The 17,395-nt window shown below is 55.1% G+C and carries 11 protein-coding genes; 3 read left to right on the top strand and 8 right to left on the bottom strand.

Translation table 11 applies throughout. The features are described from left to right. Nucleotides 1–38: 38 nt before the first annotated feature. Nucleotides 39–2,744, bottom strand: coding sequence for an HTH-type transcriptional regulator MalT (gene malT, locus FDX22_RS28150; protein ID WP_146718101.1), 2,706 nt, complete (start codon nucleotides 2,742–2,744; stop codon nucleotides 39–41). 631 nt (nucleotides 2,745–3,375) lie between these two features. On the opposite strand from malT, the gene malP reads away from it, so the two are divergent. Both malP and malQ read left to right on the top strand, forming a co-directional pair. Further along, complete coding sequence (malP, locus tag FDX22_RS28145; RefSeq protein WP_135911284.1) at nucleotides 3,376–5,769, top strand: maltodextrin phosphorylase; 2,394 nt, start codon at nucleotides 3,376–3,378, stop codon at nucleotides 5,767–5,769. 12 nt (nucleotides 5,770–5,781) lie between these two features. After that, the gene (gene malQ, locus FDX22_RS28140) at nucleotides 5,782–7,869 is read left to right on the top strand and encodes a 4-alpha-glucanotransferase (protein ID WP_146718100.1); all 2,088 of its coding nucleotides are present in this window, start codon (nucleotides 5,782–5,784) and stop codon (nucleotides 7,867–7,869) included. A gap of 32 nt (nucleotides 7,870–7,901) precedes the next feature. Here malQ and gntT read toward each other — a convergent pair whose 3' ends face one another. From gntT to gntX, 3 genes are all read right to left on the bottom strand, one after another. Next, nucleotides 7,902–9,218, bottom strand: coding sequence for a gluconate transporter (gene gntT / locus FDX22_RS28135; protein WP_045448464.1), 1,317 nt, complete (start codon nucleotides 9,216–9,218; stop codon nucleotides 7,902–7,904). Nucleotides 9,219–9,579: 361 nt separating this feature from the next. After that, on the bottom strand, nucleotides 9,580–10,155 hold the full coding sequence (gene nfuA, locus FDX22_RS28130; RefSeq protein ID WP_096759262.1) for a Fe-S biogenesis protein NfuA: 576 nt from the start codon (nucleotides 10,153–10,155) through the stop codon (nucleotides 9,580–9,582). Between the two features lie 58 nt (nucleotides 10,156–10,213). Further along, the gene (gntX, locus tag FDX22_RS28125; RefSeq protein ID WP_115257293.1) at nucleotides 10,214–10,897 is read right to left on the bottom strand and encodes a DNA utilization protein GntX; all 684 of its coding nucleotides are present in this window, start codon (nucleotides 10,895–10,897) and stop codon (nucleotides 10,214–10,216) included. Between the two features lie 37 nt (nucleotides 10,898–10,934). On the opposite strand from gntX, the gene bioH reads away from it, so the two are divergent. Continuing rightward, nucleotides 10,935–11,705 carry a pimeloyl-ACP methyl ester esterase BioH gene (bioH, locus tag FDX22_RS28120; RefSeq protein WP_146718099.1) on the top strand — a complete coding sequence of 257 codons (771 nt, stop codon included), beginning with the start codon at nucleotides 10,935–10,937 and terminating at the stop codon, nucleotides 11,703–11,705. A gap of 75 nt (nucleotides 11,706–11,780) precedes the next feature. On the opposite strand, the gene feoC is transcribed toward bioH, so the two are convergent. The 4 genes from feoC to FDX22_RS28100 all read right to left on the bottom strand — a co-directional run bounded on the left by feoC (nucleotide 11,781) and on the right by FDX22_RS28100 (nucleotide 17,359). Further along, the gene (feoC, locus tag FDX22_RS28115) at nucleotides 11,781–12,017 is read right to left on the bottom strand and encodes a [Fe-S]-dependent transcriptional repressor FeoC (protein ID WP_096759504.1); all 237 of its coding nucleotides are present in this window, start codon (nucleotides 12,015–12,017) and stop codon (nucleotides 11,781–11,783) included. Between the two features lie 10 nt (nucleotides 12,018–12,027). After that, the gene (gene feoB / locus FDX22_RS28110; RefSeq protein WP_115257295.1) at nucleotides 12,028–14,346 is read right to left on the bottom strand and encodes a Fe(2+) transporter permease subunit FeoB; all 2,319 of its coding nucleotides are present in this window, start codon (nucleotides 14,344–14,346) and stop codon (nucleotides 12,028–12,030) included. Between the two features lie 18 nt (nucleotides 14,347–14,364). Beyond that, on the bottom strand, nucleotides 14,365–14,592 hold the full coding sequence (gene feoA / locus FDX22_RS28105) for a ferrous iron transporter A (RefSeq protein WP_115257296.1): 228 nt from the start codon (nucleotides 14,590–14,592) through the stop codon (nucleotides 14,365–14,367). 430 nt (nucleotides 14,593–15,022) lie between these two features. Next, nucleotides 15,023–17,359, bottom strand: coding sequence for a Tex family protein (locus FDX22_RS28100; protein WP_146718098.1), 2,337 nt, complete (start codon nucleotides 17,357–17,359; stop codon nucleotides 15,023–15,025). Between the last annotated feature and the right edge of the window lie 36 nt (nucleotides 17,360–17,395).

Below are 17,395 nucleotides of genomic sequence, written 5' to 3'. Positions count from 1 at the left end.
AACGACAGGCCCGGTAAGCGTTAACGCCTCCGGGCTAATTACACCCCGTACCCCATCATCTTCAACAGTTTTTGCGCATGCTGTACCGCGTCCTGGCGGTGAGCCACGCCGAGTTTTTGGTACAAATTGCGGATGTGCGTTTTGATGGTCGTCGCGGCAACGGCCAGCTCACCGGCGATTTGCTCGTTGCTGTAGCCGGAATAAATCAGTCCTAACACCTGCCATTCGCGCTGGGTCAGCGGACTGGTGCGGATAAGCTCCGGGACTTCGGGATGGGTCAGCAGACGCTCCACGAACCCTTCATCAAAGTGGGCGAATTTGTGGCGGTGATGTTGGTTAATTTCACGCAGAATGCGCTGGGCGCGATGCTGATCGAGTTCCGGTAACGTATTAAGCTGGATTAGCTGGCGTAACTGCTGCGCCATCGCTTCACCTTCAATCACAAAATGGCTGATAAACCCGGTACGATTCGCCAACTGCAGTGCATCAAGTAACACGCGCTGTGCATCATTTTTGCGTCCAGCCTGCCAGTACAGCTGATTCAGCAGCAACAGGTTGCGGTTGAGATCGCTCATCAGGCGCAGGTTACGCGCATTTTCATTGAGTTCTTCCAGTACAATTTCTGCCGGTTCAAATTCACCGAGCAGGATCTGCGCGCGGGCAATGTTACGCCACTGACCTTGCAGGAAGTGGTTGTTGGCAAACTCCGGTTTCGGCGTATGACGCAGCCAGTTGGCGGCCGAATTTTTGTCACCGACCATTTGCCAGTAAATCACGCGGACCTTATCGGCATTGGAGATCCAGTCGCTGTGATAATGTCCGTTGCCCAGCAGGTTTTCCAGACGGTTGAGCAAGCTGCGGGCATTGTCCAGATCGCCTCGCGCCAGCGAACACTGTACCAGCAGTGCCAGACACTGTAGCTGCTGCTGCGGCTGAAAGGTGGAAAGCAGTTCAATGCCGCTGCGGGCAGACGCTTCGGATTCGTCCAGCCGCGCCCAGGCCCACAGGAGCTGCGCGCGGATGCGTACCAGGAATTCATGCATAGGCAGCTGTTCCAGATGCTGCTCTTTCACCAGCTGGAAGGCTTTTTCCTGGGTTTCCCAGGCGGCTTGCAAAAAGCCCTGGGCGAATAAAATTTCGCTTTGTTGGATCAAACTCCACAACGCGTAATGCCAGACGTCATGATGACGCGCCATTTGCTCCGTTTGCTGCATTAATGACAGCGAGCGTGTCAGGTCGCCCTTACAGTGCAGGACTTCGCCGTGCACCGAGGTGGCGACGATACGGCTGTAGAACCAGGCGATCGGTAACTCATCCAGCGCCAGTTTTGCCAGACGCTCAGCTTCGTCAGGATTACCGTCGTTAATCGCTACCTGAGCACGCAGTGCATTAAATTCGGCATGCAGCGTTGGCTCCATATCACCTTTCATTTCCTGCTCAGCGCGCGCCAGAAGGGTGTTCACTTCACTGTAGCGGTGCTGGCTCTGCATCAGCCAGGCCTGTAGCAGCACCAGACGTGGATTTTCCAGCAGGCTTTCCCACGGCAGCGCTTTTAATGACTCTTCCAGCAGCGCCAGCTCGCTGTGGTTAAACAACCCCCACGCATGATTGAGCAGGATATCTCGCAGCATATGGGCGTCGCCTGCCGCCAGCGCATGGTGAATGGCTTCGCTGGGGAAACCTTGCTCCATCCAGCTTTCTGCAGCGGCGCGATGGATCTCGGGGAGTTCGGCCGCCAGTTCCCACTGACAGCGCTGGCGTAAGAAGTTACCAAACAGCGGGTGATAGCTAAACCATTCGCCGATGTCGTCCATCCGCTGCAGGAATAGCCCCTGACGCTCAATCTCTTCCAGCCGCATTTGGCCGTTCTCTTCCCCGGTCACCCGCACAATCAGCGCATCGTTCATGGAGCGCAATATGGCGCTTTTCAACAGGAAGTGGCGGGTACTGAGATCCACGCTGTCCAGCGCTTCATCGACCAGATAATCTGATAAATGGCTGGCGTTGATCCCGGCCAGGCGTCGTGCCGACTGGTGCGCGGAATGATTGTTCTGGCGTGCGGAAAGGGCGATCAGCTGTAATGCGGTAGCCCACCCGGCGACGTCATCGCACATGCGGCTGCTTTCCGCCGCTTCGATGGGGGAGGATAAACGTCGATCGAAGAACTGTTTCGCTTCCTGATGGTTGAAGGCCAGCTGTTGGCTGCCGATTTCCAATAGCTGATCGCGCACCCGCAGGTTGGCAATACCCAGCTGCGGTAAGTTACGTGACAGCACCACCAGCGTGAGATTCTCAGGTTGGTGGCGCAGGAAAAAACGCATGGCTTCGTGGATGGCCGGATTAGAGATTAAGTGATAATCATCCACCACCAGGTACAGCGGACGATGCCATTCTGCCAGTTCAATGAAGAGCTGAGCAAACAGTGAGGTCAGGCTGGCGTACTGGCGTTTTTGTACCATGGCTTCACTGGTCGTACAGTGTCCACCGGTCGCCTGTTGAATAGCGGCAATCAAATAGCTGGCAAAGCGTTCCTGCTGGTTATCACCCTCATCCAGTGAGAACCAGCCCAGTTCATTTTTCCCCGCCGCCCACTGTGAAACCAGCGTCGTTTTTCCATAACCAGCAGGACTTGTTACCAGGGCGAGCCTGAAATTGTTCGCGCCGGAAAGTTTAGCCAACAGGCGCTCACGAACCACCGTATGGTCGAGACGAACCGGACGACTTAATTTAGACGGAATCAACATATGTTAGTCACTTCACTGTGTGAAAATGGGGAAAATGATTTTTTTTGCGCTTCGTAATTAATAGCTATAAGGTCGGCCAGAAAGTCATTTTATGCAAGCTAAGCGGGTTTTTTGTGTGTCTGAATTTGCACTATGTCACAATTCTATACATCTATTGCAATAATTGCTCTTAGGGGCCACAAAGGCCGTGGCGACTGGGTTTGGCGTTATTCTGATGGTCGCGAAAATACCCACTCGTTTTTTATGACTCGTGTATTGTCCGGAGTGTTGTCATGGGTATTCGCGATCGACTTAAAACTTTCGTGTGAAATATCTTAATCACTATATGTATTTCAGGTTAGAAACTGTTTCTCTGTTTACATATTTTTTCTCAACCGTATCCCGCTATTTGATATTGTCTGCTGAGTCCCTTTTGGTTAATGCGAAAAACCTGTCGCATTGACAGGTATTTTATGTGGGTATTCTGCGTAACGACGGGCAATACCCTCTCCTTTAAGTGGCGGCGATCACATTTTTATGCTCATCCCCGCACCTCCTCCCTCCCTAATCCTCACCAGGATGAGGAAGGTCAACATTGAGCCTGGCAAACTAGCGATAACGTTGTTTATTACCTAAAGGATCTGGAACCTCTATGTCACAGCCAACCTTCAACAAGGATCTCTTTCAAGCGGCCCTGACTCGTCAGTGGCAGCGCTTTGGTTTACTGTCGGCTCACGAAATGACGTCACGTCAGTGGTGGCAGGCCGTGAGTGGGGCGTTGGCTGAATTGCTCAGCGCCCAGCCTGCGGTGAAACCCGCTAAAAACCAGCGCCATGTTAACTACATTTCGATGGAGTTTTTGATCGGTCGCCTGACGGGCAACAACCTGCTAAACCTGGGCTGGTATCAGGGGGTGAGCGATGAGCTGAAAGCGCACGACATCAATCTGACCGACCTGCTGGAAGAAGAAACCGACCCGGCGCTGGGTAACGGTGGGCTGGGACGCCTGGCGGCCTGCTTCCTCGACTCAATGGCAACGGTCGGCCAGTCCGCGACGGGCTACGGCCTGAATTACCAGTACGGCCTGTTCCGTCAGTCGTTTGCTGATGGCCAACAGATGGAAGCGCCGGACGACTGGCATCGCGGAAGCTATCCGTGGTTCCGTCATAACGAGGCGCTGGATGTGCAGGTCGGTATTGGCGGCAAAGTTAGCAAAGAAGGTCACTGGACGCCCGGGTTTATCATCACTGGCCAGGCCTGGGATCTGCCGGTGCTCGGTTATCGTAACGGCGTGGCGCAACCGCTGCGTCTGTGGCAGGCCAGCCACGCGCATCCGTTTAACCTGACCAAATTCAACGACGGCGATTTCCTGCGTGCAGAGCAGCAAGGTATCGACGCTGAAAAACTGACTAAAGTGCTGTACCCGAACGATAACCACACGGCGGGCAAGAAGCTGCGCCTGATGCAGCAGTACTTCCAGTGTGCTTGTTCGGTGGCCGATATTCTGCGCCGCCATCACCTGGCAGGGCGTAAGCTGCATCAACTGGCTGATTTTGAAGTCATTCAGCTGAACGACACCCACCCGACCATCGCTATTCCTGAGCTGCTGCGCGTGCTGATTGACGAGCATCAGATGAGCTGGGACGACGCGTGGGCGATTACCAGCAAAACGTTCGCGTATACCAACCATACGCTGATGCCGGAAGCGCTGGAGTGCTGGGATGAGAAACTGATAAAAGCGCTGCTGCCGCGCCATATGCAAATCATCAAAGAGATTAACGACCGCTTTAAGACGTTGGTGGATAAAACCTGGCCTGGCGACGATGCGGTGTGGGCGAAGCTGGCAGTCGTGCACAACAAGCAGGTACGCATGGCGAACCTGTGCGTGGTTAGCGGCTTTGCTGTTAACGGCGTAGCGGCGCTGCACTCTGATCTGGTCGTGAAAGACTTGTTCCCGGAATATCACCAGCTGTGGCCGAACAAATTCCATAACGTGACTAACGGTATTACGCCGCGCCGCTGGATTAAACAGTGCAACCCGGCACTTGCTGCGTTGTTGGATAAATCGCTGAAGAAAGAGTGGGCCAACGATCTTGACCAGTTGATCAACCTGGAAAAATACGCCGACGACGCTAAGTTTCGTCAGCAGTATCGCGACATCAAGCTGGCGAACAAACAGCGCCTGGTGGCGTTTATTAAAGCGCGTACCGGTATTGAGATAACCACCGACGCCATCTTTGATATTCAGATCAAACGTCTGCATGAGTACAAACGCCAACACCTGAATCTGCTGCATATTCTGGCGTTGTACAAAGAAATTCGTGAGAACCCGCAGGCAGATCGCGTCCCGCGCGTATTCCTGTTTGGCGCGAAAGCGGCACCGGGTTACTACCTGGCGAAGAACATCATCTTTGCTATCAACAAAGTGGCGGAAACCATTAATAACGATCCGCACGTCGGCGACAAGTTGAAGGTGGTATTCCTGCCGGATTACTGTGTCTCAGCGGCGGAAATGCTGATCCCGGCGGCGGATATCTCTGAGCAGATCTCGACGGCGGGCAAAGAAGCGTCTGGTACCGGCAACATGAAGCTGGCGCTGAACGGAGCGTTAACGGTGGGCACGCTGGACGGGGCTAACGTCGAAATCGCCGAGAAAGTGGGTGATGAAAACATCTTTATCTTTGGCCACACCGTGGAAGAGGTGAAGGCGCTGAAGGCGAAAGGCTATGACCCGGTGAAATGGCGCAAGAAAGACAAAGTGCTGGATGCGGTACTGAAAGAGCTGGAAAGCGGTAAATACAGCAACGGTGATAAACACGCCTTTGATCAGATGTTGCACAGCATCGGTAAGCAGGGCGGTGACCCGTATCTGGTGATGGCCGACTTCGCCGCCTACGTTGAAGCCCAGAAGCAGGTTGATGTGTTGTACCGTGACCAGGAGGCCTGGACCCGAGCGGCGATCCTGAATACCGCACGCTGTGGCATGTTCAGCTCGGATCGCTCCATCCGCGATTATCAGGCTCGTATCTGGCAGGCAAAACGCTAATAAGGAACCGCGATGGAAGGCAAACGTCTGGATAATGCCGCGCTGGCGGCGGGGATCAGCCCCAATTACATTAATGCCCACGGTAAACCGCAGTCTATTGGCGCCGATACCAAACGGCGTTTGCTTGACGCCATGCATCGTACTACCGCCGCCACGAAAGTGGCGGTGACTCCGGTGCCAAACGTGATGGTGTATACCGTCGGCAAAAAAATGCCGCTGGCGGTTGAAGGGAGTGGTGAATTTAGCTGGCTGCTGACCACCGAAGACGGTGTGCAGCACAAAGGGCATGTCACTGGCGGTAAATCTTTTCACCTTCCGGCGAAGTTGCCGGAGGGGTATCACACGCTCACCCTGACTCAGGACGAAGCGCGCAGCCATTGCCGCATCATCGTCGCGCCAAAACGTTGCTATGAGCCGCAGGCGCTGCTGGCCGGGCAAAAGCTGTGGGGTGCCTGCGTCCAGCTTTATACCCTGCGTTCAGAGAACAATTGGGGGATTGGTGATTTTGGCGATCTGAAGGCGATGCTGCCGGAAGTGGCTAAACGCGGCGGGGCGTTTATTGGCCTCAACCCGATCCACGCGCTGTATCCGGCGAACCCGGAGAGCGCCAGCCCGTATAGCCCGTCTTCGCGCCGTTGGCTGAACGTGATCTACATTGATGTGAATGCGGTAGAGGACTTCCGTCTGAGCAAAGCGGCGCAGAACTGGTGGCAGAAGCCTGCCACGCAGCAAGCCCTGCAACAGGCCCGCGATGCCGAGTGGGTGGATTACACCACCGTGACCACGCTGAAGATGACCGCGTTACGTCTGGCGTGGAAAGGGTTCTCTGTGCGTGATGATGAGCAGATGGCGGCATTCCGTCGTTTTGTGGCTCAGGAAGGTGAAAGTCTTTACTGGCAGGCGGCGTTCGACGCGCTGCATGCATATCAGGCGAAAGAAGATGAGTCGCGCTGGGGTTGGCCTGCGTGGCCGGAAGACTTCCGGACGGTGGACTCACCGGCGGTGAAACAATTCTGCGCAGAGCACCGCGATGAAGTGGATTTCTACCTCTGGCTACAGTGGCTGGCGTATACCCAGTTTGCTGCCTGTTGGGAAACCAGTCAGGGCTTTGCAATGCCTATCGGGTTGTACCGCGATCTGGCGGTCGGCGTAGCAGAAGGTGGGGCGGAAACCTGGTGTGACCGTGAGCTGTACTGCCTGAAAGCGTCCGTTGGTGCACCGCCGGATATTCTTGGTCCGCTCGGTCAGAACTGGGGCCTGCCGCCGATGGATCCGCATATCATCACCGCGCGCGCCTACGAGCCGTTTATCGAGCTGCTGCGTGCCAATATGCAGAACTGCGGGGCGCTGCGTATTGACCATGTAATGTCGATGCTGCGTTTGTGGTGGATCCCCTACGGCGAAACCGCCGATCATGGCGCCTACGTGCATTACCCGGTCGACGACCTGCTTTCTATTCTGGCGCTGGAAAGTCAACGTCATCACTGTATGGTGATTGGTGAAGACCTGGGTACTGTACCGGTAGAAATTGTCAGCAAGCTGCGTGACAGCGGCGTGTATTCCTACAAAGTGCTCTATTTTGAGAATGACCATGAGAAGAACTTCCGCGCGCCGCAGGCGTACCCGGAACAATCAATGGCAGTCGCGGCGACGCATGACCTTCCTACGCTTAAAGGCTATTGGGACAGCGGTGATCTGACGCTCGGTAAAACGCTGGGGCTGTACCCGGATGAAGTTGTGCTGCGCGGGTTGTATCAGGACCGTGAACTGGCGAAGCAGGGCCTGTTGGATGCGCTGCACAAATACGGCTGTCTGCCAAAACGCGCCGGACACAAGGCGTCGTTGATGTCGATGACGCCGATCCTCAACCGGGGTATGCAGCGCTATATCGCCGACAGCAACAGCGCCCTACTGGGCCTGCAGCCGGAGGACTGGCTGGATATGGCGGAGCCGGTCAATATTCCGGGGACCAGCGACCAGTACAAAAACTGGCGGCGTAAGCTGACGACGACGCTAGAGGCGATGTTTGCCGATGGTGGGGTGAACAAGCTGATTAAGGATTTGGACAAACGGCGAAAAGCTGCCGCGAAGAAGAAGTAAAAAAAAGCCGGGAAAATCCCGGCTTTTTTACATCAGATAGCCATATTTAGCAGCAGGCATCCTACCAGACCGCATACCGAAATAATGGTTTCCAGCATTGACCATGACTTGATGGTCTCGCCGATGGTCAGGTTGAAGTATTCCTTGAACAGCCAGAAGCCCGGATCGTTCACGTGGGAGAAGATGACGGAGCCGGAGCCTACTGCAATAACCATCAGCTCAGGGCTCACGCCGGTCGTTGCAATCAGCGGTGCCACAATCCCACCTGCGGTGATGGCTGCCACGGTAGCAGAACCCAGTGCGATACGCAGTACAGCGGCAATTGACCATGCCATCAGCAGCGGAGAGACGTTGGTTTCATGCATCATAGAGGCGATGTATTTGTCGACGCCGCTATCCACCAGTACCTGTTTGAACGCACCGCCACCGCCGATAATCAGCAGCATCATTGCGATGATCTTGATGGAGGACACCAGCGTGTCGTTAATCTGATCCATCGAACGTCCACGGTTCAGACCAAAGGTGAACATCGCAATCAGAACGGCAATCAGCGTTGCCATAACCGGGTCACCGAGGAACTCTGCAACCGGCAGGAAGGCATGGCCTTTCGGCAGGATCATCTCCGCGATAGCACGCATCGCCATCAGCACGACCGGAACCAGAGAGGTCCAGACGCTGACGCCAAAGCCTGGCATTTCTTCTTCAGTGAAGGTTTTTGCACTGTACAGACCTTCCGGGATTGGCTTATCAATGCCCTTCAGGAAACGCGCATACACCGGACCCGCCAGAATAACGGTCGGGATCGCCAGAATCGTACCAAACAGCAGGGTTTTACCCATATCGGCGTGGAAAATGGTGGCAATTGCGGTCGGGCCCGGGTGTGGCGGCAAGAAGCCGTGGGTCACAGACAGCGCAGCGGCCATTGGCACACCGACATACAGCAGCGGGATGTTCGCGGCGGCAGCGATGGTGAATACCAGCGGCAGCATCAGCACGAAGCCCACTTCGTAGAACAGCGCAAAGCCCACGGTGAAGCCGGTTAATACCACGGCCCACTGGATGTGCTTTTTGCCGAATTTAGCAATCAGCGTGGTGGCAATACGTTGCGCACCGCCGCAGTCTGCCAGCATTTTGCCCAACATGGCGCCAAAACCCATAATCAGGGCGAGGCTACCAAGGGTTCCGCCGACGCCGGCTTTAATTGAACCGATGACTTTATCCAGTGGCATCCCTTGCATCAATCCGACAGCAAGCGCCACCAGGACGAGAGCGATGAAGCCGTTCATTTTGAAACGGATCATCAGGAGGAGTAACAAGATTACACCGATAGCAACGATGACTAATGGCATGATTTACCTGGCCTTTACTTTGTTATGGGTAACGTCAGTGTTTAGATGACAAATTCTGATTGTCCCGACCGGGAACAGAGTTATTACGGCACCAATGCTGATTGCCTTCAAAACTACGTAGTTTAGCTGGCTGTTATGAGTGTTCCAGGTGCGTGCGATAATGATACGGGTAACATGTAGTGATTGAAAATCACCTGGGCAGGCAAAATTTAAATTATGAGAGGCAGGTCAAATTATAGGGGGGTTGTTGCAGGACATATGCGGAGAAATGCAGGGGTGTAGGCCGGATAACGCGTTTACGCTGCCATCCGGCACCAATGCCCGATGACGACGCTGATGCGTCTTATCGGGCCTACGGATACTAGTAGTAAGAGTGTTCGCCGCGCTGGTGTTCGGTCAAATCGCGAACGCCTTTCAGCTCCGGGAATTCAGCCAGCAGCTGCTTCTCGATGCCTTCTTTCAGTGTGACATCGACCATTGAACAGCCGTTACAGCCGCCACCGAATTGCAGAATTGCGTAGCCTTCGTCGGTGATTTCCATCAAGGAGACACGGCCACCGTGGCCAGCCAGCTGTGGGTTAATCTGTGACTGCAGCATGTACTCCACGCGTTCCATCAGCGGTGCGTCATCAGACACTTTACGCATTTTCGCATTAGGTGCTTTCAGGGTCAGCTGGGAGCCTAACTGGTCGGTAACAAAATCAATTTCTGCCTCTTCCAGGTACGGTGCGCTCAGTTCATCAACGTAAGCGGTCAGCAGGTCAAATTTAATGGCGGTGTCGGTTGCTTCCACGGCGTCCGGCGGGCAATAAGAAACGCCGCATTCAGCGTTAGGCGTGCCGGGATTAATCACAAATACGCGAATTTGTGTCCCTTCTTCCTGATTTGCCAACAGTTTGGCAAAGTGCGCTTGTGCAGCATCGGAAATATGGATCATAGTAATGGCCTAATAGTTGACTATTTTACTTGGTTATAATACGCCCATCATCGAGGCTCTACAAGGTTCGACACAGGCACCATACCTGGACAGTCGCCGCGCCGTTGCGTAAAAGCAGCTGCGCGATCTCCGCGACGGTACTTCCGGTAGTGACGACATCATCCACAACAACCATATGGAGTCCCTGCACCGGCAATTCAAGGCGAAACGCATTTTTCAGGTTGCGTTTGCGTAATCGGGCGCTGAGATGGTGCTGTGTGGCGGTGGGGCGAGTTCGTGTGATGGCCTGACCGTCCCAGTCGCAGCCCAGCCAGCGTGCCAGTGAGCGACACAGTAAGTCACTTTGATTAAATCCCCTGCGCCAATGGCGGCGTTGCCAGAGTGGAACGCTAATCAGCCGATCCGGCAGGGGAAGGCCACGAGTACGGCGAGCCTGTAATACCTCCAGCAACATCAAGCGCGACAGTGCGGGGGCGATGTCACTACGCCGGGAAAACTTCAGCTGGTGGATTAGCCCGCTCAGCGGCGGCACGTAGTCACTGACCGCGATCAGTCGCTGCCACGGCGGCGGCTTTTGCAGGCAGCGTCCGCAGGGAATATCGGGGTGGGCGGCGGGCAGCCCGCACTGTGGGCACAGGCAGACATGTTGACACGTCGCACGCGTGCAAACGGAACACATTCCCCAGTGCCCGAGCATTAACGGCATTCGGCATAGCCAGCACAATCCTGGTACTGTTAGCATAGGTTCATCCTTGTTGGTCAAAAGAGAACAGTAACTGATGAATGACATCTGGTGGCAGACCCGGGGTTCGGGAAATTGCCATCTTGTGCTGCTGCACGGATGGGGACTGAATGCGGAAGTCTGGCATTGCATAAGTGAGGAATTAAGCTCGCATTTTACGCTGCACCTGGTTGATTTACCGGGATTTGGGCGCAGTCAGGGTTTTGGTGCGATGCCGCTGGAAGAAATGGCGGAGTGCGTTTTGCAACAGGCTCCGGAGAAAGCCATCTGGCTGGGCTGGAGTCTGGGCGGATTGGTGGCGAGTCAGGTGGCGTTGACCCATCCTGAGCGCGTGCAGGCGCTGGTTACCGTCGCCTCTTCGCCATGCTTTAGCGCACGCGATGAGTGGCCTGGTATTAAGCCTGAAGTGCTGGCGGGCTTCCAGCAGCAGCTTAGCGAAGACTTCCAGCGGACGGTGGAGCGTTTCCTGGCACTGCAAACGATGGGGACGGAGACGGCGCGTCAGGATGCGCGTGCGCTGAAGAAAACGGTGCTGGCGTTACCGATGCCGGATGTGGCGGTGCTGAATGGTGGGCTGGAGATCCTGAAAACGGTCGACCTGCGTGAGCCGCTCTGCGCCCTGGACATGCCGTTCCTGCGTTTGTACGGCTATCTCGATGGTCTGGTGCCGCGTAAAGTCGTGCCGATGCTGGATGCACTGTGGCCGCAGAGTGAGTCGTTGATATTTGCCAAAGCGGCACATGCGCCGTTTATTTCGCATCCTGCTGAGTTCTGTACCGCGCTGGTGGCGTTGAAGCAGCAGATCTAGCGCTGTATCCCGCTCGGGGATTGGGGCTATTTGTAGGCCGGATAAGCGTAGCGCCATCCGGCCTATTGCAACAGGTTAGCGTAATGCCCACCACTCGCGCAGACAGGCTTTCCCTTCAGGGCAACTCTTGCAGCTTCCAGAAAGACACCCGTCGGCATCTTCCTGAATACGTACTGCTTTACCCATCTGTTCTAACTGATTCAGCATGGCGTCAATCATCGGCTGCGGGGTGTGCAGCGTATGGCTGATTTGTGTTGCCTCCATACGCCCCCGCAGAGCCAGTAAATCACGTACCTGAATAAGCGATGCCATCATTCACCGCCTAGTGGCAATCGCCGGTGGTGCTGGCACAGCAGGAACCTGGCGTCTTATTGGTCGCCAGCAGTTCGATATCTACCCGACTGCGTGCGCGGCGCAGCATTCCCAGCAGCACGATGTTAAACAGAATGACGGTTAAAATGCACACCAGACTGTAGGTCGGATGCTCTTTGTAGCTGACCGTCTGGTAAAACAGCGTCGACAGAGAGTAGGCGATGTTCAGTCCCCACAGAATGGAGAAGCCCATCCAGCCACGGCTGGATTCACGAGCAATAGCGCCCATTACCGAAATGCACGGGACATACAGCAGCACGAAAATCAGGTAACTGTACGCGGCGGCGGCGCTGCCGAACTTCGCACCCATCACGCCCATTGCGCCGGTTGCCATCTCACCGTCGCCTTTGCTGGCTTCGATAGGGTTAGCCAGCACGCTCAGGCTGAAGGTGTCTTTCAGACTTTGCCAGGTTTCACCCAGCGCACCTGCTAACTCGTCACCGAGGTTGAACTCGGCCGGGTTGAACTCTTCTTCCTGAATATTTTCAGCGGTATAGAGCGTATTCAGCGTACCGACAACCACTTCTTTTGCCATGGCTCCGGTGAACAGACCCACGGTGGCCTGCCAGTTATCTTCGTGTACGCCAATCGGTTTGAAGATAGGGGTGATTACGCGACTGACGGACGCCAGCGCCGAGTCGTTGATGTTATCGACGATTTTTCCGCTCAGGGAGAAACTGTTAAACGCGCTGAGGAAAATACTGACGATGATGATGACTTTACCGGCGCGCAGGACAAAGCCTTTCAGGCGCTGCCAGGTCTGAATGACCAGGCTTTTAACGTGCGGTACATGGTAAACCGGCAGCTCCATCACGAACGGTGTGGCTTCGCCACGCATAATGGTGTGCTTGAGCATCAGGCCGGTCAGTACCGCCATGACGATACCCAGTACGTACAGTGAGAAGACGGCCAGCGCGCCGTTCTGGCCAAAGAACGCCGCAGCAAACACGGCGAAAATCGCCAGACGCGCACCGCAGGACATAAACGGCGCCATCATGATGGTCATCAGACGTTCACGCGGTGCATCCAGCGTGCGTGCGCCCATCACGGAAGGGACGTTACAGCCGAAGCCGACAATTAGCGGGACAAACGATTTACCCGGTAATCCCAGTGCCTGCATCAAACGGTCCATCACAAACGCAGCACGCGCCATATAGCCGGAGTCTTCGAGGAACGAGAGGAACAGGTACATCATGCCGATTTGCGGCACCAGCGGCAGCACGGTGTTAATCCCGCCGCCAAGACCCTGCGCCAGGAAGATGGTTAACCAGTCCGGGAAGTGCAGGGTGTAGCCAATCCACTGAATACCATGGATAAAGAGTGCCACGGAACCGACGTCAAACAGCGGCTGCAGCGCGCCACCGATGTTAATGGCGAGCAGGAACATCAGGTACATTACGAACAGAAATACTGGCAGGCCGAGGAAGCGATTAAGTACGACCTTATCGACCGCGGTGGTGAAGCGGCTTGGCTCTGCGGTCAGGGTGTTGCTGACGGTATCGCAGATGGCGGCAATGCACTGGTAACGTGCATCAGCAATATGCAGCGCCGGATCGTCCATTGTTTCACTCAGACGAGTCAGCGCGGCATCCAGATTTTGTGCCGCATCACCCGCGTAGGCGCGGCTGTAGATATCGCCTTCCAGCATCTGCAGACCGAGCCAGCGACGTTGTTGCTGCGGCATCTCTTTGGCCATCGCGTCAGCCAGAGACTCGGCTTCACGCAGCAGCGGTTGGGCATAATGTACCAGCTCGACGGTGTCGTTTTCTTTGTAGCGATCGATAGCCAGCTTCAGTGCTTCAATCCCGCGACCACGGGTTGAGACCAGCGGCACCACCGGGCAGCCCAGACGGGCGGAAAGGGCATCGATATCAATCCGGATTTGCTGCTTCTCAGCAATGTCCAGCATGTTCAGCGCGACGATGCAGGGGATACCCAGTTCAAGCAGTTGCAGCGTCAGGTAGAGGTTACGCTCGAGGTTGGAGGCATCGACCACGTTGATCAGCAGGTCGGCGTCGCCGCTTAAGATATAGTGACAGGCAATTTGCTCATCGAGGGAGGTCTGCGATGAGATGGTCGTCAAAGAATAGGTGCCGGGTAAATCCACCAGCGTAACCTGATGGTCAGTTGTCGAGAAATGACCTTCTTTGCGCTCAACGGTAACGCCAGCCCAGTTACCCACACGCTGACGTGCGCCGGTAAGCTGATTGAATAATGTTGTCTTGCCGGAATTAGGATTACCAATTAAACCAATGGTTAGTTTTTTCATTTTTATAGACTCACTGTATTAACAGGAAACCGCTTCCACTTCTAATAACGCCAGATCTTTTTTCCGCAACACCAGGCTGACTCGGCGTGTTTCAATATGGATAGGATCGCCTAATGGGGCGACGCGAACCACATTGAACGATGAGCCTGGCAGCATGCCGAGCGACAAGAGCTTCTGCCGGTACGCCGGGCTGATATCACGAGAAAAACCGGTAATTTTCCAAGCAGTGTCTGGAGTGAATTGCATAGGGACCTACTTATATCTCGCTAACTGGATGATTACCTCATGGGGCGAAAGGCGGCATGAGACCAGATGATTAGCCAACGAAGGAAAGAGTAAATAATCAACAAAACAATGATAATGAGAATGGTTTCTATCATCAATAGAATAAATGTGACGGAATGTTGGATTGGCGAATAATTTGAGTCAATTTTGATATGGCTCAACATTTATTCAGGTCTGACATGAATGATTCGAGGGAGAAACTATTGGAATTTATTAATGTTTAATTAAGGTTTCAGCTGTTAATAAAGTGATAAATATATTGTGACGGAAAGCGATAAATATATTAAATAGGCCGGATGGCAACGCTCGCGCGTCTTATCCGGCCTACAAATTAATAACGACAAGTTGGCCGGCTAAGGTGTTTACACCGCCATCCGGCACACGCGTCACACTAGCGCTTTTTACCCATTGCCGCCGCCAGTGCATCCATCATCGCACTGTTACCGGCTGACTGCGCTTCACGACCACGGGGTTTTGCGGCTTTAGGCGCCGGGCGGTTACCCTGTGTGCGCTCGTTGTTGCCACCGCCGCCGCGACGGGCATTGGTTTCACCCGGCTGTTCGTCCAGACGCATGGTCAGGGCGATACGCTTACGCGGTAGATCAACCTCCAGCACTTTCACCTTCACAATGTCGCCGGCTTTTACCACGGTGTGCGGGTCTTCAACGAATTTGTTCGATAACGAGGAGATATGCACCAGACCGTCCTGATGAACGCCGATATCGACAAACGCACCAAAGTTGGTGACGTTGGTGACTGCGCCTTCCAGAATCATGCCCGGCAGCAGATCGTTCATGGTTTCTACGCCGTCAGCAAACTGTGCGGTTTTGAACTCAGGACGCGGGTCACGACCCGGTTTTTCCAGCTCTTTGATGATGTCGGTTACGGTCGGCACCCCGAAGCGCTCGTCGGTAAAGTCGGCTGCTTTCAGGTTACGCAATTCGGTGCTGTTGCCCATCAGGTCGCGCAGCGACTGCTCGGTGGCGGCCAGAATGCGTTCCACTATCGGATAGACTTCCGGGTGAACGGTTGAGGCATCCAGCGGGTTATCGCCGTGGTTAATGCGCAGGAAGCCCGCGCACTGCTCAAAGGCTTTAGGCCCCAGACGGCTGACTTTTAGCAACTGTTGACGGTTCTGGAACTGACCGTTCTCATCACGCCAGGCAACAATGTTCTGCGCCATCATGCGGGTTAAACCGGCTACGCGAGTCAACAGCGGCACGGAGGCGGTATTCAGATCAACGCCGACGGCGTTTACGCAGTCCTCGACTACCGCATCCAATTTACGGGCAAGCTGGGTCTGGCTAACGTCGTGCTGGTACTGGCCGACACCGATCGATTTCGGGTCGATTTTCACCAGCTCGGCCAGCGGATCCTGCAGACGGCGGGCAATAGATACCGCACCGCGCAGGGAAACGTCGAGATCCGGGAACTCCAGTGCCGCCAGTTCAGAAGCAGAGTACACCGAGGCCCCGGCTTCGCTGACGATCACTTTTTGTGCGGTCACTTTCGGGAACTGTTTCTGCACGTCGAGGAAGAAGCGTTCGGTCTCACGCGATGCGGTACCGTTGCCAATCGCCACCAGCTCAACGTTGTATTTTTCGCACAGCGCGGCCACCGCAACGGCGGCTTTGGCTGCCTGTCCGGTATGCGGATAAATGGTGTCGGTCGCCACCAGCTTGCCGGTCCCGTCAACAACCGCGACCTTCACGCCGGTACGCAGACCAGGATCGAGACCCATAGTGGCACGCAACCCGGCCGGAGCGGCCATCAGCAGGTCGTGCAGGTTGCGGGCAAAGACGTTAATGGCCTCATCTTCCGCACGTTCGCGCACGGTGCCCATCAGTTCGGTTTCGAGGTGCATCAGCACTTTGATGCGCCATGTCCAGCTGACAACGCCTTTACGCCAGCTGTCCGCCGGCGCGTTGTTCAGGCGCAGACCCAGATGATCGCGGATAATCTGCTCGCCGTGGCTCTCTTTTGGCGGCTCATCGAACTGCGGGTCAGCATTCAGAGAAAGCTGCAGCACGCCTTCGTTACGCCCGCGGAACATCGCCAGTGCTCGGTGAGAAGGAACGGTGGAAATAGGTTCGTGGTGATCGAAGTAGTCGCGGAATTTGGCGCCTTCCTCTTCTTTCCCGCTCACTACGATGGAAACCAGATGGGCGTTCTTCCACAGGTAATCACGGACTTTTGCCAGCAGCGCGGCGTCTTCGGCAAAACGCTCCATCAGAATGTAGCGCGCGCCGTCGAGAGCCGCTTTGGTATCCGCCACACCGTTTTCGGCATTGAGGTATTTGGCTGCTTCGGTTTCTGGGTCGTGAGAGGGATCGTTCCACAGCAGGTCGGCCAGCGGCTCAAGACCCGCTTCAATGGCGATTTGCCCACGGGTGCGGCGTTTAGGTTTGTACGGCAGGTAGAGGTCTTCGAGTTCGGTCTTACTTAACGTGCCGTTGATCGCTTTCGCCAGATCGTCGGTCAGTTTGCCTTGCTCGCCGATAGATTTGAGGATCGCCTGACGGCGGTCTTCCAGTTCCCGCAGATATCCCAGACGGGTCTCCAGATTACGCAGCTGCGTGTCATCCAGACCGCCGGTGATTTCCTTACGATAACGTGCGATAAACGGCACGGTGTTCCCTTCATCAAGCAGGCGAACGGCAGCTTCTACCTGTTCAGCACGAGCCTGAATTTCACCTGCGATAATGCGGCAGAAAGAATCATTCATCATGGATAGCTTCGTCTTTAGGATAAAAATCAGGGGATA

Origin of the sequence: Citrobacter sp. TBCS-14, assembly GCF_005280805.1 — a bacterium.
In the GTDB taxonomy this organism is placed as follows: domain Bacteria; phylum Pseudomonadota; class Gammaproteobacteria; order Enterobacterales; family Enterobacteriaceae; genus Citrobacter; species Citrobacter gillenii.
The sequence above is the reverse complement of the archived record's forward strand: the minus strand, read 5'-3'. Positions and strand labels throughout refer to the sequence as shown.

Coding starts and splice junctions, on each gene's coding strand:
- FDX22_RS28100 (WP_146718098.1), bottom strand. CDS start 17,359: ATGATGAATGATTCTTTCTGCCGCATTATCGCAGGTGAAATTCAGGCT.
- bioH (WP_146718099.1), top strand. CDS start 10,935: ATGAATGACATCTGGTGGCAGACCCGGGGTTCGGGAAATTGCCATCTT.
- feoC (WP_096759504.1), bottom strand. CDS start 12,017: ATGGCATCGCTTATTCAGGTACGTGATTTACTGGCTCTGCGGGGGCGT.
- malQ (WP_146718100.1), top strand. CDS start 5,782: ATGGAAGGCAAACGTCTGGATAATGCCGCGCTGGCGGCGGGGATCAGC.
- feoA (WP_115257296.1), bottom strand. CDS start 14,592: ATGCAATTCACTCCAGACACTGCTTGGAAAATTACCGGTTTTTCTCGT.
- gntX (WP_115257293.1), bottom strand. CDS start 10,897: ATGCTAACAGTACCAGGATTGTGCTGGCTATGCCGAATGCCGTTAATG.
- malP (WP_135911284.1), top strand. CDS start 3,376: ATGTCACAGCCAACCTTCAACAAGGATCTCTTTCAAGCGGCCCTGACT.
- nfuA (WP_096759262.1), bottom strand. CDS start 10,155: ATGATCCATATTTCCGATGCTGCACAAGCGCACTTTGCCAAACTGTTG.
- feoB (WP_115257295.1), bottom strand. CDS start 14,346: ATGAAAAAACTAACCATTGGTTTAATTGGTAATCCTAATTCCGGCAAG.
- malT (WP_146718101.1), bottom strand. CDS start 2,744: ATGTTGATTCCGTCTAAATTAAGTCGTCCGGTTCGTCTCGACCATACG.
- gntT (WP_045448464.1), bottom strand. CDS start 9,218: ATGCCATTAGTCATCGTTGCTATCGGTGTAATCTTGTTACTCCTCCTG.